The sequence below is a fragment of the Pseudomonas reinekei genome, assembly GCF_001945365.1.
GTDB classification, from domain to species: domain Bacteria; phylum Pseudomonadota; class Gammaproteobacteria; order Pseudomonadales; family Pseudomonadaceae; genus Aquipseudomonas; species Aquipseudomonas reinekei.
Genome location: NZ_MSTQ01000009.1, coordinates 227,646 through 240,887 on the forward strand (window position 1 = coordinate 227,646; position 13,242 = coordinate 240,887).

General features: G+C 60.5%; 15 protein-coding genes. 4 read left to right on the plus strand and 11 right to left on the minus strand.

Features of this window, described 5'->3' with window-relative positions; all coding sequences use genetic code 11:
* Window positions 1–154: 154 nt before the first annotated feature.
* The 3 genes from BVK86_RS17090 to BVK86_RS17100 all read right to left on the minus strand — a co-directional run bounded on the left by BVK86_RS17090 (window position 155) and on the right by BVK86_RS17100 (window position 3,418).
* The gene (locus BVK86_RS17090) at window positions 155–1,081 is read right to left on the minus strand and encodes a hydroxymethylglutaryl-CoA lyase (RefSeq protein WP_075947527.1); all 927 of its coding nucleotides are present in this window, start codon (window positions 1,079–1,081) and stop codon (window positions 155–157) included.
* Window positions 1,078–2,271 (minus strand): CaiB/BaiF CoA transferase family protein, encoded by a 1,194-nt coding sequence (locus BVK86_RS17095; RefSeq protein ID WP_075947528.1) that lies wholly within the window; start codon window positions 2,269–2,271, stop codon window positions 1,078–1,080. Before BVK86_RS17095 ends, BVK86_RS17090 begins: the two co-directional genes overlap by 4 nt.
* Window positions 2,272–2,509: 238 nt before the next feature.
* The gene (locus BVK86_RS17100; RefSeq protein ID WP_075947529.1) at window positions 2,510–3,418 is read right to left on the minus strand and encodes a LysR family transcriptional regulator; all 909 of its coding nucleotides are present in this window, start codon (window positions 3,416–3,418) and stop codon (window positions 2,510–2,512) included.
* Window positions 3,419–3,565: 147 nt separating this feature from the next.
* Here BVK86_RS17100 and BVK86_RS17105 point away from each other — a divergent pair, with 147 nt between their 5' ends.
* The gene (locus BVK86_RS17105) at window positions 3,566–4,585 is read left to right on the plus strand and encodes a DUF4917 family protein (protein WP_075947530.1); all 1,020 of its coding nucleotides are present in this window, start codon (window positions 3,566–3,568) and stop codon (window positions 4,583–4,585) included.
* Between the two features lie 149 nt (window positions 4,586–4,734).
* Here BVK86_RS17105 and BVK86_RS17110 read toward each other — a convergent pair whose 3' ends face one another.
* Entirely contained in the window at window positions 4,735–5,277 is a 543-nt protein-coding gene (locus tag BVK86_RS17110; RefSeq protein ID WP_034150121.1) for a helix-turn-helix domain-containing protein, read from the minus strand.
* 111 nt (window positions 5,278–5,388) lie between these two features.
* Between BVK86_RS17110 and BVK86_RS17115 the strand changes: the two genes are divergently transcribed.
* Entirely contained in the window at window positions 5,389–6,171 is a 783-nt protein-coding gene (locus BVK86_RS17115; protein ID WP_075947531.1) for an aldolase, read from the plus strand.
* 30 nt (window positions 6,172–6,201) lie between these two features.
* The gene (locus tag BVK86_RS17120) at window positions 6,202–7,089 is read left to right on the plus strand and encodes a dihydrodipicolinate synthase family protein (RefSeq protein WP_075947532.1); all 888 of its coding nucleotides are present in this window, start codon (window positions 6,202–6,204) and stop codon (window positions 7,087–7,089) included.
* Between the two features lie 129 nt (window positions 7,090–7,218).
* Here the strand turns inward: BVK86_RS17120 and BVK86_RS17125 are convergent, their stop codons facing one another.
* The 3 genes from BVK86_RS17125 to BVK86_RS17135 all read right to left on the minus strand — a co-directional run bounded on the left by BVK86_RS17125 (window position 7,219) and on the right by BVK86_RS17135 (window position 8,641).
* Complete coding sequence (locus tag BVK86_RS17125; protein WP_075947533.1) at window positions 7,219–7,563, minus strand: YegP family protein; 345 nt, start codon at window positions 7,561–7,563, stop codon at window positions 7,219–7,221.
* Window positions 7,564–7,739: 176 nt separating this feature from the next.
* A complete protein-coding gene (locus BVK86_RS17130; protein WP_075947534.1) occupies window positions 7,740–8,045 on the minus strand; it encodes a ribbon-helix-helix domain-containing protein in 306 nt (101 codons plus the stop codon).
* A gap of 14 nt (window positions 8,046–8,059) precedes the next feature.
* Complete coding sequence (locus BVK86_RS17135; protein WP_075947535.1) at window positions 8,060–8,641, minus strand: DJ-1/PfpI family protein; 582 nt, start codon at window positions 8,639–8,641, stop codon at window positions 8,060–8,062.
* A gap of 266 nt (window positions 8,642–8,907) precedes the next feature.
* Here BVK86_RS17135 and BVK86_RS17140 point away from each other — a divergent pair, with 266 nt between their 5' ends.
* Window positions 8,908–9,822: a DMT family transporter gene (locus tag BVK86_RS17140; RefSeq protein ID WP_075947536.1), complete on the plus strand. Its 915-nt coding sequence runs from the start codon at window positions 8,908–8,910 to the stop codon at window positions 9,820–9,822.
* On the opposite strand, the gene BVK86_RS17145 is transcribed toward BVK86_RS17140, so the two are convergent.
* The 4 genes from BVK86_RS17145 to BVK86_RS17160 form a co-directional block, all read right to left on the minus strand.
* The gene (locus BVK86_RS17145) at window positions 9,812–11,038 is read right to left on the minus strand and encodes a class I SAM-dependent methyltransferase (RefSeq protein ID WP_075947537.1); all 1,227 of its coding nucleotides are present in this window, start codon (window positions 11,036–11,038) and stop codon (window positions 9,812–9,814) included. The genes BVK86_RS17140 and BVK86_RS17145 overlap by 11 nt on opposite strands.
* A 120-nt stretch (window positions 11,039–11,158) precedes the next feature.
* Window positions 11,159–11,776, minus strand: coding sequence for a TPM domain-containing protein (locus BVK86_RS17150; protein WP_075947538.1), 618 nt, complete (start codon window positions 11,774–11,776; stop codon window positions 11,159–11,161).
* A 28-nt stretch (window positions 11,777–11,804) separates the two neighbouring features.
* Window positions 11,805–12,557: a TPM domain-containing protein gene (locus BVK86_RS17155; RefSeq protein ID WP_075947539.1), complete on the minus strand. Its 753-nt coding sequence runs from the start codon at window positions 12,555–12,557 to the stop codon at window positions 11,805–11,807.
* A 29-nt stretch (window positions 12,558–12,586) separates the two neighbouring features.
* Window positions 12,587–13,192 carry a LemA family protein gene (locus BVK86_RS17160; protein ID WP_075947540.1) on the minus strand — a complete coding sequence of 202 codons (606 nt, stop codon included), beginning with the start codon at window positions 13,190–13,192 and terminating at the stop codon, window positions 12,587–12,589.
* Window positions 13,193–13,242 lie beyond the last annotated feature (50 nt).

Genomic DNA, 13,242 nt, shown 5'->3' on the forward strand with positions numbered 1-13,242 from the left:
CCCTTGGAGTGTCCGATTGTTTTTGTTGTCTGGTTGAAGTGCTTTTCACTGTAGGAACGAGCCTGCTCGCGATGGTTGAGTCACATCCAACATTGATGTCGACTGACCCAGCGCTCTTGCGAGCAGGCTCGCTCCCACAGGGTTTTGTGTCGGGTCAGGTGGGGATCGGGTGCAGGTCGCAATTGCGCCCGGCCTTGGCCAGTTGGCCGGGCACTTCGTGGCCCAGCAGCGCCGGCAATCCTCGGGAAAGCTTGAGCAGCAACGGCAGATCGATACCGGTTGCAATGCCGACTTCATCGCACAGGTTCACCAGGTCTTCAGTGCAGATGTTGCCCGATGCACCCGGCGCAAACGGACAACCGCCGAGCCCGCCGAGCGCCGCGTCGAAACGCCGGGCGCCAGCCTCGTAGGCAGCCAGCACGTTGCACAAACCGAGGCCCCGAGTGTTATGGAAATGCAGGGTCAGATCCGCCGGCGATACCCGCTGCAATACCCGCCGCACCAAGCGGTCGACCTGACGCGGATTGGCCATGCCGGTGGTGTCGGCCAGGGTGATGCCCTGGATGCCGAGTTCCTGATAGGCCTCGACGATCTGCAACACCCGGTCTTCATCGATCTTGCCTTCGAACGGACAGCCAAAGGTGGTGGCGATGCTGGCGTTGAGGCGCACCTTGGAGCCGTGCACGAAATGGACGATTTCACCGAACGCGGCCAGCGAGTCTTCGCAACGCATGCGCATGTTCGCCAGGTTGTGGGTCTGGCTGGCGGACATCACCAGGTTCAGCTCATCGGCACTGCAGGCCATTGCCCGTTGCGCGCCCTTGAGGTTGGGGATCAACGCGACATAGATCACCCCCGGTTGCCGCTTGATCCCCTTGAACACCCACTCACCATCGCGCAAGGCCGGAATGGCTTTTGGCGACACGAACGACCCGGCCTCGATGCGACTGAACCCGGCCAACGACAGTTGATCGATCAGGGTAATTTTGTCGACGGTTTCAACCCAGGTCGGCTCGATCTGCAAACCGTCACGCGGGGAAACTTCCTGAACGATCAGGCGCCCGGAATAATCGGTGATCATTGCACCACTCCTTGAGTTTTCAGGCGTTCGATGTCTGCTGCCGTCAGGCCCAATTGCGCGAGGACACTGTCTGTGTGCTGGCCCAAACCGGGACCAGACCAGTTCACGCCGCCGGGGGTTTGCGAGAGTTTCGGCACGATGCCCGGCATCTTCACCGTGACGCCGCCCGGCAGTTCGGCGTTGAGCAGCATGTCCCGCGCCTGATAGTGCGGATCGGCAACGATGTCGGCCACCGAATAGATGCGCCCGGCCGGGACTTCAGCGGCTTCCAGTGCGGCCAGAACGTCGTCGATGGGCAGGCTGCTGGTCCAGTGGGTGATCGCTGCGTCGAGCAGATTGCTCTTGGCCGCACGTCCGTCGTTGTGGGCAAGCTCCGGTGCTTCGGCCAGATCAGCGCGGCCAATCACGTTCATCAGGCGGCGATAGATCGGGTCGCTGTTGCCGGCGATCACCACATAGGCGCCATCAGCCGTGAGGTACGTGTTGGAAGGCGCGATGCCCGGCAAGGCACCGCCGCTGCGTTCGCGCACATGGCCGAGCATGTCGTATTCGGGCACCAGGCTTTCCATGACGTTGAACACGCTTTCGGCCAATGACACATCGACGATTTGCCCACCGCCCTGCCCGGTCTTGACCCGCAGCAGCGACATCAGCGCACCGATCACCGCGTGCAGCGAAGCCAGGGAATCGCCGAGGCTGACGCCCACCCGCGCCGGCGGTGAACCCGGGGTGCCGGTGGTGTAGCGAATCCCGCCCATGGCCTCGCCGATGGCGCCGAAGCCGGGACGGTCGCGGTACGGGCCGGTCTGGCCATAGCCGGAAATCCGCACCAGGGTCAGGTTGGGGTTGAGGGCATGCAGCACATCCCAGCCGAGGCCGAGTTTTTCCAGCGCGCCAGGGCGCAGGTTTTCGATCAGCACGTCGGCGCTGGTCGCCAGTTGCTTGACCAGTTCGATGCCTTCGGGGGATTTGAGGTTCAACGCCAGGGATTTTTTGTTGCGTGATTGCAAGTACCACCACAGCGAAGTGCCTTCGTGCAGCTTGCGCCATTTGCGCAGGGGATCACCCTGGCCCATGGCTTCGATCTTGATCACTTCGGCGCCGAACTCGGCGAGCATGCGCGCGGCGAACGGCGCGGCGATCAGCGTGCCGATCTCGATCACTTTGATTGCACTCAAGGGGGCAGTCATCGCGGGGGACCTCTAGTTGTTCTTGGAATTGCTGCCAAGGCTAGAGGACCGGGGACAAAGGAATCCAACCTTCAGTGGGCAACGGGCGTTCGCGAAATGCGAACGCCCGGGAAATATTCGTGACCTCCTGGCCGTCATCGCTAGCAGGCTAGCTCCCACAGGGGATTTGTGTGTGCCGAGTATCCAGTGTGGCAGCTAGCCTGCTAGCGAAGGGGCTCGACCATTCAGCCGAGAGTTGTCAGGCCGTTCCACGCAAATGCTCAAACAACATCCGGCTCACTGGCGACAGCAACGCCTCATTACGCACCACCACGATCAAGGCGCGATCCGACCAGTCGTCGCTGAGCGGCACCGCCGTCAGTCCCAGTGCCCGACCAAACAATTCATAGGCCCGCTGCGGCAGGACGCCGATGCCCATGTTGGCCTGGACCATGCGGCACATGGCATCGAAGCCCGGCACATGAATACGCACCCGCAGCACCTTGCCGGCCTCGCGCGCGGCGGCGTGGGTGCGCATGTTGATCGAGCTGGCGGCGTGCAGGCCGACGTAATCGCTGTCCAGGGTATCGGCGAAGGCGACGCTTGAACGGTTGGCCAGCGGATGATGCGGCGGCATCAGCACCACCAGTTTGTCCGGACGGTACAACACGCTGTGCAGGCCTTTGATGTCGCTGTCGATGGAACAGATGCCGAGGTCAGCCACGCCATCCAGAACCCCCTGAATCACCCCGGCGCTGGGGCGTTCTTCGAGATCAGTCTTGACCTGCGGGTGACGCGCGGAAAAGTCCCGCAAGTCTTCCGGCAGAAACTGAATGATCGCTGACAGATTGGCGAGCATCCGCACATAGCCGCGCACCCCGTGACTGTGCTCGCCCAGTTCCAGCCCCATTTTCTCGACGTTGAACAGCATTTGCCGCGCATGATGCAGCAAGGTTTCGCCGGCCGGCGTCAGCGTCATGCCTTTGGCCTGACGCACGAAGAGGCTGATGCCCAGCGCCTCTTCCAGCTCCATCAAACGCTTGCTCGCCGCCGACACGGCAATCGCTTCGCGCGAGGCGGCACGGGTCAGCGTGCCCTCTTCGTGCACGGCGACAAACAGTTGCAGGGTGATCAGGTCGAGGCGGCGGATCAGGCTTTTTTGCAGCATCAGGGACTCGGTGATGTTGGCTCGGACGATGTCGCAGCATAACGTTCTTCGCCCGGGCTGTGCCCGGTGAGAACACGCTGGCTCTGCGCCCGGTCGTGATAAAGTCGCCGCCCATCACCCTTTCTTTGCCGTGAGTCGAACAACGCAATGACCGATTTCCAGGATGTCGATGCCCAACTTGAAGACTGGAACGCCCTGCGCAAGAGCGCTGCGTTCGGCGGCCTGCTGGTGGGCAATGGCGCCAGCCGCGCGGTGTGGGACGATTTCGGCTACGACTCGCTGTTTGAAAACGCCCGCACTGTTGAAGAAAAACCCCTGAGCCCCTCCGAGCTGAGCGTGTTCGATGCGATGCAGAGCCGCAGTTTCGAGCAGGTGCTGAGCGCGCTGAAAACCACCAGCCGGGTCAACAAGGCGCTGGCCGTGAGTTCCGCCGCGCCGCGCAACCGCTACTACGCGATCAAGGAAGCGCTGATCAACACCGTGCATGCGGTGCACATTCCATGGCGACTGGTGGTGCCGTCGACGCTGGCGACCATCAATCAGGAATTGAGCACCTATCGCACGGTGTTCACCACCAACTACGACCTGCTCAATTATTGGGCGGTGCAACATCAACCCGAGGCGATCACCGATCTGTTCCAGGGTGACGAACCCGCCTTCGACCTGAGCGTCACCGCCACCGATAAAACCCGTTTGCTGTACCTGCATGGCGGGCTGCACCTGGTGCGCAATCAGGACGGTACGGCGCGCAAACTGATGTCGACCGAGGGCACGTTGCTGGGCAATTTCGCCATCAACAACACGATCAAGACCCTCGACGACGTGCCGTTGTTCGTCAACGAAGGCCCGAGTGCGGACAAGCTCAAGACCATCCGCAGTTCCGATTACCTGTCGTTCTGCTACGAGCAGCTACTCGGCCATGGCGACGGCTTGTGCATTTTCGGGCACGCGCTGGGTGAGCAGGACAGCCACATCATCCACGCCCTGCGCCTGGCGAAACCGCAGGTGCTGGCGATCTCGATTTATCCGCGCAGCAAGGCGTTCATCCAGCATCAGAAGCGGCATTACGCGAAGGTCTTTGAGGGGACGGGTGTGGAATTGCGGTTCTTTGATTCGAAGACCCATGCGCTTGGCAGTCCAAAGCTCACCGTGCCAGTTGAGGTCTGAGGCAAACACTGAACCTGTGGCGAGGGAGCTTGCTCCCGCTGGGCTGCGAAGCGGCCCCTGCATTTTTTTAAGAATATGCGGGTGCCAGGATTACGACTGCTGCGCAGTCGAGCGGGAGCAAGCTCCCTCGCCACAAAGCGCCTGACTGCTCATTCCTCGGCGCTGTGCACCACCACCAGCAACTGCGCCTGCACCTCGCCCACCGAGCGGATCCGGTGCGGTTTCTGTGAGTTGAAGTGCAGCGCATCACCCCGATTGAGCAGCACGCGCTCACTGACGAAATCCACTTCCACCTGCCCTTCGTGGACGAACAGAAACTCTTCGCCCAAATGTTCCTTGAAGGTTTTGTCAGCAAACTCGCTTGGCGGATAAATGATGAACGGCAGCAGGTTGCGCTCACTCACCTGATGGGCCAGTACGGCGTAACCCGGATTGTCGTCGCTGGCGCCCAAAGGTTGCCGCTCGTGGCTACGCACCAGGCTGTAGCTGTCGACGCTGACGTTGTCCTCCGAGAACAATTCCTCGACCTTCACGTTCAACGCCTTGGCCAGTTTCAACGCAGCCGCAATCGATGGCGTGTTGAGCCCGCGTTCGACCTTCGACAGGTAACTCTTGGTCATGCCGGATTTTTCCGCCAGCGCCTCAAGGGTTACCCCAAGTTTTTTTCTTAATAATTTCAAACGGATAGACATGTGGAGCGATTAATCCATCAAGGAGGTGACGAATTGTCCTTGCTCATGACACAAAGTGTCATATAGCATCTTTCGTGTCATCTGCATGACTCAGCCAAAGAGGACACCGATATGGCCAAGACATTAGCACTGCCCAAAGATCAACTGGTCAAGCAAGCGCTCAGCCAGATGCAAAACACCCTGGCGGATAATACGTGGACCGACCGGCAAAAGCTGGCCCTGACCTGCCGTATTCTGTTCGAGAATGGCCATGACTCGGGTCTGGCCGGGCAAATCACCGCCCGCGGCCCGCAACCTGGCACTTACTACACTCAGCAACTGGGCCTGGGTTTCGACGAAATCACCGCGAGCAATCTGCTACTGGTCAACGAAGACCTGGAAGTGCTCGAAGGCCACGGCATGCCCAACCCGGCCAATCGTTTTCACAGCTGGGTGTACCGCGCCCGGCCGGATGTGAACTGCATCATTCACACCCACCCGACCCATGTCGCCGCGTTGTCGATGCTGGAAGTACCGCTGCAGATTTCCCACATGGACCTCTGCCCGCTCTACGAAGACTGCGCGTTTCTCGAAGGCTGGCCCGGTGTGCCAGTCGGCAACGAAGAAGGCGAATTGATCGCCGGTGCACTGGGCGACAAACGGGCGATCCTGCTTTCCCACCACGGCCAGTTGTCCACCGGCACCACCATCGAGGAGGCTTGTGTGATCGCGCAGTTGATCGAACGCGCAGCCAAGTTGCAGTTGCTGGCGATGAGCGCCGGGACCATCAAGCCGATCATCCCGGAGCTTGGCCGAGAAGCCCACGACTGGATTGCCAGGCCGAAACGCCACGCCGCCGCTTTCAACTATTACGCCCGACAGAATCTGCGCCGACACGCCGATTGCCTGAACTGACCCCTGACCTTTTTTGTACGGAGAAACACCATGTCCAGCGCAACCATTCACGGCATCATCGGCTACACCATCACCCCGTTTACCGCCAACGGCGAAGGCGTTGATCTTGACGCGCTCGGGCGTTCCATCGACCGCTTGATCGACGGCGGCGTGCATGCCATCGCGCCACTGGGCAGCACCGGCGAAGGCGCTTACCTCAGTGATGCGGAGTGGGACCAGGTCGCCGAGTTCAGCATCAGCCATGTGGCCAAACGCGTGCCGACCATCGTCAGCGTGTCCGACCTGACCACCGCCAAAGCAGTGCGCCGCGCACGTTTCGCCGAAGCCCGCGGTGCTGACGTGGTGATGGTGCTGCCGACGTCCTACTGGAAGCTCAGCGAAGCGGAAATCCTCGCCCACTACCGCGCCATCGGCGACAGCATCGGCGTGCCGATCATGCTCTACAACAACCCGGCCACCAGCGGCACCGACATGTCGGTGGACCTGATTCTGCGCATCGTCAACGGCGTGGAAAACGTGACCATGGTCAAAGAGAGCACCGGCGACATTCAGCGCATGCATCAACTGCAACGCCTGGGCGAGGGCCAGGTGCCGTTCTACAACGGCTGCAACCCGCTGGCGCTGGAAGCGTTCGCGGCCGGGGCCAAAGGCTGGTGCACGGCGGCGCCCAACCTGATCGCGCAGCTCAATCTGGATTTGTACGAAGCAGTGCTGGCCAATGATCTGGGCAAGGCGCGCGAGCTGTTCTATCGCCAATTGCCATTGCTGGACTTCATCCTCAAGGATGGCTTGCCGGCGACGATCAAGGCGGGCTTGCGAGCGACCGATCTGGAAGTCGGAAATCCGCGGCTGCCGGTGTTCCCGCTGAGCGAGGCCGGTTGTGAACAACTGCAAGGGTTGCTCAAAGCCCTACGTTGATCTGCCACCCTGCACAGCCCTTTTGCAGGAGCTGGCTTGCCAGCGATAGCGTCATGTCAGATGACATCATCGTTGGATGTGCCGGCCCCATCGCTGGCAAGCCAGCTCCCACAGGGGATGTGTCGGGGTTCAAAGCACCGGCAAGGTCTTGTCCTTGATCACCTTGCTCGGGCCGTTGGCCTTTACGCTGGCGATGCCTTTCTCCATCGCGGCGTCGGAGGAATACGATTCACTGCTGCCGATGATCTCGTGATTGCCGGCCTTGAGATTGAAATAAGGATGGCCATCCTTGGTGGTTTTCTTTTCGTAGCGCTCATCCAGCGGGCTATTGGCCTGGACCGACGCGATGCCTTTGTCGGCTGCGGCGCGGGTGGTGTACAGCTCGCTGGTCAGAATGGTTTCGGCGTTCGCCGCTTTCAATACAAACCGGAATTGACCGGTGCTGCTTTTACTCACTTCGTACCATCCGGACATGCTGTTTCTCCTTGGCGATTGAGAGGTTGCGCGCTTCAGAGTAAAGACCAGCCTGCTGTTTCTGTCGCCTGTGTGGGCCCTATCGCTAGCAGGCTGGCTCCCACATTGGACTGATGTACACAAATCCACTGTGGGAGCCAGCCTGCTGGCGATGGGGCCTGTAAGTACGCTGAAACCTAATTGACTGAACGCTTCACCACCGACAACTCCGGAGCAGCCACCCGTCGCTGACTCAAATAGCGCGTACAACTCACCCGCAAGAACGAGGCGAAGTTCACCACCTCGCCGCGGTAGTCCATCACCTCTTCATACAGCTTGGCGATCAACTGATTGGTGGTCATGCCGTCGACCTCCGCGATTTCGCTGAGGATGTTCCAGAACTGGTTCTCCAGGCGCAGGGTGGTCACCACCCCGCAGATGCGCAGCGAGCGGGAACGCGATTCGTAGAGAATCGGGTCAGCCTTGACGTAGAGCTCGCACATGACAGGTTCCCTCGTTACAGCGTGATTTGGGTGCCCAGCAAACCGAGGAAACCGGCGAGCCAGTTCGGGTGCGCAGGCCAGGCCGGCGCCGTGGCCAGATTGCCTTGAACATGGCCGTCCGTCACCGGAATATCGATAAACGTACCGCCCGCCAGGCGCACTTCCGGGGCACAGGCCGGGTAAGCGCTGCACTCGCGCCCCTCGAGAATCCCCGCCGCCGCCAGCAATTGCGCGCCGTGGCACACCGCAGCAATCGGTTTGCCGGCCTTGTCGAAATCGCGTACCAGTTCCAGGACTTTTTCGTTCAGTCGCAGGTACTCCGGCGCACGACCACCCGGGATCAGCACCGCGTCGTAATCTGCTGCCTTGACCTTGGCGAAGTCGAAGTTGAGGGCGAACAGGTGACCCGGTTTTTCGCTGTAGGTCTGGTCGCCTTCGAAGTCATGGATGGCCGTGCGCACGGTCTGGCCGGCGGTTTTGTCGGGACACACCGCGTGAACGGTATGGCCGACCATCAGCAGCGCCTGGAACGGCACCATCACTTCGTAGTCTTCGACGTAATCGCCGACCAGCATCAGGATTTTTTTAGCGGCCATGGGGAGGACTCCTCTGGGAAATGCTTGGGAGTATTCAAGGTAGTCCGATTCTTCAGGAGAGGGTAATAACCAGCTACTACCGTGTCATCGTTCTTCGCGAGCAGGCTCGCTCCCACAGGATTATGCATTCCAATGCAGGAACAGGCTTTTTGCGAAGGCGTCCGCAAACTGTACGGATAACTCTGCGCCTAGCTGTAACAGCGCGAACCCCACGGTTTATGGCTAGATGAAGGCACTTCCAATCACCCACAATTTCGGTCGCCATCATGTCCTCCCGCGAAAACACCGGCATGGCCTTGGGCCTGCTCGGCGTTGTGATCTTCAGCCTCACCCTGCCCTTCACACGCATCGTCGTGCAGGAACTCCATCCGCTGCTCAATGGCTTGGGCCGGGCGCTGTTTGCGGCGGTTCCGGCCGCGTTGCTATTGCTGTGGCGGCGGGAAAAGTGGCCGACCTGGAAACAGATCAAAGGCCTGAGCCTGGTGATTGCCGGGGTGATTCTTGGTTTTCCGGTGCTGTCAGCCTGGGCCATGCAAACCTTGCCGGCGTCCCACGGTGCACTGGTCAACGGCTTGCAGCCGCTGTGCGTGGCGCTGTACGCCGCGTGGTTGTCCCATGAACGTCCGTCGAAGGCCTTCTGGGCCTGCGCCGCGTTGGGCAGTGCGCTGGTGCTCGGTTACGCGCTGATCAGCGGCGCCGGCAGCATTCAGGCGGGCGATTTGCTGATGCTCGGTGCGATTGCCGTGGGTGGTCTGGGTTATGCCGAGGGAGGCCGATTGGCCAGGGAAATGGGCGGCTGGCAGGTGATCTGCTGGGCGCTGGTGCTATCCACACCACTGCTGATCGGCCCGGTGGTGTATCTGGCGCTGCAGCATCAGGGCGAGATCTCCGCCAAGACCTGGTGGGCATTCGGCTACGTCTCGCTGTTTTCGCAGTTCATCGGCTTCTTTGCCTGGTACGCCGGGTTGGCAATGGGGGGCATCGCCCGGGTCAGTCAGATCCAATTGCTGCAGATCTTTTTCACCATCGCCTTTTCCGCGCTGTTCTTTGGCGAACACGTCGAGCCGGTGACGTGGCTGTTTGCGGCCGGGGTGATCGTGACGGTGGTGCTGGGGCGCAAGACAGCGGTGCGCCCGGCACAACCGGGCACGTTACCGAAAGGGATTCAACTCAAGCCTTAGCGGCGAGAAAGCCGTCTGCGCGCAACAGCGTTTCCAGGCAATGTTCGCTGATGTAATAGAAATCCTTCAACTCCTGAATCTTCAGCAAAAGTTGGGCCGGATCAACCGGCTCGGCGCGTTTGACCGCCAGGATCATCTTGTTCTTGTTGGTGTGGTCCAGTGAGATGAACTCGAACACCTTGGTTTCGTAACCGCAGGCTTCGAGGAACAGCGCACGCAAACTGTCGGTGACCATTTCCGCCTGCTGGCCCAGGTGCAAGCCGTATTGCAGCATCGGCTTGAGCAGCGCCGGGCTCTGGATTTGCAGGCGGATCTGCTTATGGCAGCACGGCGAGCACATGATGATCGACGCCCCGGAACGGATGCCGGTGTGGATGGCATAGTCGGTGGCGATGTCGCAGGCATGCAGCGCGATCATCACGTCCAGCTCGCTCGGCGCCACGCTGCGCACATCGCCGCACTTGAACACCAGCCCCGGATGCTCGAGCTTGGCCGCCGCCGCGTTGCACAGGGTGACCATGTCTTCACGCAGCTCGACCCCGGTCACTTCGCCGTCGGCGTTCAGGGTGTTGCGCAGGTAATCGTGAATGGCGAAAGTCAGGTAACCCTTGCCCGAGCCGAAGTCCGCCACGCGCACCGGCTTGTCCAGCACCAGCGGCGACGAGGTCAGCGCATGGCTGAACACTTCGATGAACTTGTTGATCTGTTTCCACTTGCGCGACATCGCCGGGATCAGTTCGTGCTTGCTGTTGGTCACGCCGAGGTCGGCGAGGAACGGTCGGCTCAGGTCGAGAAAGCGGTTTTTCTCGCGGTTGTGCTCGGCGGACGGCACTTCACGCAATTGCTGGGGTTTGCTCTTGAACAGCGAAGGCTTGCCCTTTTTGCTGTATTCCAGCTGGGCTTCGTCGGTCAATGCCAGTAAATGCGCATTTTTGAACGACGCCGGCAGCAGTTCGGCAATATGCGCCACGCCTTCGGCCAGCGCCAGGTTCTTGGTGATGTCGCGGGTCTTGTAGCGATAGACGAAGGACAGGCAAGGCTGGGTCTTGACCGTCACCGGTTTGATGATGATCCGCTGCAGGTCGGTTTCATCGCCCACGTACTTGGCCAGCACCAGTTTGATGAAGGCGCTTTGCTCGAGGCTGCTTTGCAACAGGTCGATGAACTGGGCGTGATGATCCGGCGCGAGGCTGGCGGGAGTGGCGGTGACAGACATGAAAAAACGGCCTCAGGCGGGCGGATCGAGAATGGCGGGTATTTTAGGGGGGATGGCGTGCGACGGCACGGCTAATTTCCCGAACGGCAAAGAATCTGTGGCGAGGGATTGTCAGTGAGATCAGCCCAACACCACCAACCGGTTCGGCAACTCATTACGCACATGCGTCACCGGCACATGCACCTTGAGCAATTCGCCGCAGGCTTCGACACAGCTGACGAAGCCTTGCAGCGTCTGCCCCTGCCGCACCTGCTGGGTGAACGCAGCGACAATCGCGTCCCAGTTCTTATTGTCGAGGCGGCTGGAAATGCCCTCGTCCACCAGGATCTCCACGTAGCGCTCGGCTTCAGAGACGAAAATCAGAATGCCGGTGCTGCCTTCGGTGTGATGCAGGTTCTGCTCCAGGAACTGCCGGCGCGCCAGGTTCGAGGCGCGCCAGTGACGGACCGAGCGCGGGATCAGGTGGGTGGTGACTTTCGGCAATCGGAACACCAGGCACAGCACGATGAAGGCAATCCACTGCACCAGCAGCAGGCTGTGCAGGGTCAGCCAGCCCGTCAGGTAATGCACGATCCCCGGCACCACCAGCGCCAGCAGGCTGGCCCACAGCAGCGGGATGTACGCATAGTCGTCGGCGCGGGCCGCGAGCACGGTCACCAGTTCGGCGTCGGTGTCACGCTCGACCCGGGCAATCGCTTCGGCGACTTTGCGTTGTTCGTGTTCAGTCAGTAATGCCATGTCGTGAAATGCCTGCTCATTTTAGTCGTTACCAACCGCCGGACGAACCACCGCCGCCGAAACTGCCACCGCCGCCGCTAAAACCCCCGCCTCCACCACCGCCAAAACCGCCTCCACCGAAACCACCACCGGAGCCACCTGAACCGCCCCGGCCGGCGGGAAGAATACCGAGCATCTGGCCAACAAACACAGTCAGGATGAACAACAGAACCAAAAACACGAACAGCCCCGGATGCCGCGAGACGAAATCATCACTCGGATCGCCGGTGGATTCATACACGGTCGATGGTTCATCCAGCGGATTTCCGCCCAACACCACCAGCATCGCCGCGACACCGTCGCTGATGCCCTTGCTGAAATGGCCGGTCTTGAACGCAGGGGTGATGACCTGATGGATGATCACCGAACTCTGCGCATCGGTCAGGCGATCTTCCAGGCCATAGCCGACTTCGATACGCAGCTTTCGCTCATCCCGCGCGACAATCAGCAACGCGCCGTTGTTCTTGTCCTTTTGCCCGATGCCCCAGTGGCGCCCCAGTTGATAGCCGAAGTCGGCAATGTCAGTGCCCTGCAAATCCGGCAACGTTACGACCACCAGTTGCTCACCGGTGGCTTTTTCGTGGGCCTGAAGCTGTTGCGTCAGTTGCTCACGCACCACCGGTTCGATCATCCCGGCGTTGTCCACCACCCGCCCGGTCAGTTCAGGGAACTTCAATTCGGCTTGGGCCGCCAGGGCAAATACCCACAGCAACAGCACCAAGCCAGCTTTCAAGACGCGCATGTGCAACCTCGCCCGTGGTGACGCACCGATCAGAATTTAACTTCGGGCGGTTTTTCCGACCCCGGCGTGGCTTCGAAGGTTTCGCGTACCTGCAAGTCGCTGTACATCACGCTGTGCCACAGCCGACCGGGAAAGGTGCGGATCTCGGTGTTGTATTTCTGCACCGCCAGAATGAAATCCCGCCGGGCCACGCTGATGCGGTTTTCGGTGCCTTCAAGCTGCGATTGCAGGGCGAGAAAATTCTGGTTGGCCTTGAGGTCCGGATAGCGTTCGGACACCACCATCAAGCGGCTCAAGGCACCGCTGAGCTGATCCTGAGCCTGCTGGTACTGCTTGAGTTTTTCCGGATTGTCGAGTGTGGAAGCGTCGACCTGAATCGAGGTCGCCTTGGCCCGGGCCTCGATCACGGCAGTCAGGGTCTCCTTCTCATGGGCGGCGTAGCCCTTGACGGTTTCCACCAGGTTGGGGATCAGGTCGGCGCGCCGCTGATACTGGTTTTGCACCTGCCCCCAGGCAGCCTTGGCCTGTTCGTCGAGGGTCGGAATGTTGTTGATACCGCAGGCGGTCAGCAACGAGGCAAGCACGAGTAACGTGGCAACTTGCAGGCTCGACCGGTAGGACTGTCGTACATTCATATCAGTGATGCTCCCTTCACAGGCATGGAAAAAACAACCGGCGACCCTCT

Bases quoted from the DNA above. Each gene is read 5' to 3' on its own strand.
- BVK86_RS17090 (WP_075947527.1), bottom strand. From the start codon at position 1,081: ATGATCACCGATTATTCCGGGCGCCTGATCGTTCAGGAAGTTTCCCCG.
- BVK86_RS17095 (WP_075947528.1), bottom strand. From the start codon at position 2,271: ATGACTGCCCCCTTGAGTGCAATCAAAGTGATCGAGATCGGCACGCTG.
- BVK86_RS17100 (WP_075947529.1), bottom strand. From the start codon at position 3,418: ATGCTGCAAAAAAGCCTGATCCGCCGCCTCGACCTGATCACCCTGCAA.
- BVK86_RS17105 (WP_075947530.1), top strand. From the start codon at position 3,566: ATGACCGATTTCCAGGATGTCGATGCCCAACTTGAAGACTGGAACGCC.
- BVK86_RS17110 (WP_034150121.1), bottom strand. From the start codon at position 5,277: ATGTCTATCCGTTTGAAATTATTAAGAAAAAAACTTGGGGTAACCCTT.
- BVK86_RS17115 (WP_075947531.1), top strand. From the start codon at position 5,389: ATGGCCAAGACATTAGCACTGCCCAAAGATCAACTGGTCAAGCAAGCG.
- BVK86_RS17120 (WP_075947532.1), top strand. From the start codon at position 6,202: ATGTCCAGCGCAACCATTCACGGCATCATCGGCTACACCATCACCCCG.
- BVK86_RS17125 (WP_075947533.1), bottom strand. From the start codon at position 7,563: ATGTCCGGATGGTACGAAGTGAGTAAAAGCAGCACCGGTCAATTCCGG.
- BVK86_RS17130 (WP_075947534.1), bottom strand. From the start codon at position 8,045: ATGTGCGAGCTCTACGTCAAGGCTGACCCGATTCTCTACGAATCGCGT.
- BVK86_RS17135 (WP_075947535.1), bottom strand. From the start codon at position 8,641: ATGGCCGCTAAAAAAATCCTGATGCTGGTCGGCGATTACGTCGAAGAC.
- BVK86_RS17140 (WP_075947536.1), top strand. From the start codon at position 8,908: ATGTCCTCCCGCGAAAACACCGGCATGGCCTTGGGCCTGCTCGGCGTT.
- BVK86_RS17145 (WP_075947537.1), bottom strand. From the start codon at position 11,038: ATGTCTGTCACCGCCACTCCCGCCAGCCTCGCGCCGGATCATCACGCC.
- BVK86_RS17150 (WP_075947538.1), bottom strand. From the start codon at position 11,776: ATGGCATTACTGACTGAACACGAACAACGCAAAGTCGCCGAAGCGATT.
- BVK86_RS17155 (WP_075947539.1), bottom strand. From the start codon at position 12,557: ATGCGCGTCTTGAAAGCTGGCTTGGTGCTGTTGCTGTGGGTATTTGCC.
- BVK86_RS17160 (WP_075947540.1), bottom strand. From the start codon at position 13,192: ATGAATGTACGACAGTCCTACCGGTCGAGCCTGCAAGTTGCCACGTTA.